This window comes from Streptomyces sp. NPDC001732, from assembly GCF_053596315.1.
Window position 1 is genome coordinate 1 of sequence record NZ_JBSFFY010000218.1, and the last position, 1,039, is coordinate 1,039.

Genomic DNA, 1,039 nt, shown 5'->3' on the forward strand with positions numbered 1-1,039 from the left:
TCGGGATGGGAGTGAAGCCCCTGGTCCCGGGCTTGCGTTGGGTGATTTCCATGTCGATGCCCAGGGTCGCGGCGTGCTCGACGAGGTGCTGGCGGTAGCCGCCGTCGACCCAGACCTTCCGGATCGTGGGGTGCTCGGCAGCCACCGTGTCGATCAGGCTGGTGCCGGCGACGGAGTCCTGGACGCTCGCGGCCGTGACCAGGACCGCCAGGAGCAGGCCGAGTGTGTCCGTCACGATGCTTCTCTTCCTGCCGACGATCTTCTTGCCCGCGTCCGCGCCCTGGCTCGTGGCGGGAACGCTGGTGGAGGTTTTCACGCTCTGTGCGTCGATGACGCACGCTGACGGTTCGGCGTTTCGGCCTTCGTGTTCACGCAGCAGGCTCCGCAGCAGCCCGCTGAGCTGGGCGAACACGCCGTCCTTTTCCCACTTGGCGAAGTAGCCGTAGACCGTCCCCCAGGGCGGGAAGTCGTGGGGGAGGCAGCGCCACTGCACTCCGGTGCGGTCCACGTAGAGGATGGCGTCCAGGATGGTACGCAGGTCGTGCTCGGGTGGGCGGCCGATGTTCAGGGCCCTGCTGCGGCGCTCGGCCCGCCAGTCGGTCAGGACCGGTTCGATCAACTCCCAGCGGGCATCGGACAGATCACTCGGATACGGGCGGCGTTCCGTCATGCTCTGGACGTACCGCTCAGAGCAGCCCACGTCCAGGCGGGCGGCACCGACAACGGGAGCAAAGCCAATGCGCCCTCTCACCCTGGAATGAAACAGACCCAAGACACACTCCGCCCCCCGTCACCCCAGAAGAGCACCTCCGAGCTACCCGCCTCAGTGGCCTCAACCGACCCTCACTCACGCACCGAAAGAATCACCATCTTCCCAACCGAATTGCAGGAAAACGACCTCTCAGAGGGCGTTTACGTAGGTCTGTTCCGAAAAGCGGCTTTCGTTGCTGACCCGCTTTGTGGTGGTTCGAGCGGCATGCGAGTTTCGTAGCTTCTCGCCGCTCGGAGCCTGCCATCCGTTTCGCTCACTTCTACCGCT

1 protein-coding gene is annotated in these 1,039 nt (G+C 65.2%); it reads right to left on the minus strand.

The window, feature by feature from the left end:
- On the minus strand, window positions 1-670 hold a 670-nt coding region (locus ACWCXX_RS41500), incomplete at its 3' end, for an IS5 family transposase (RefSeq protein ID WP_451136530.1).
- Window positions 671-1,039: the final 369 nt, after the last annotated feature.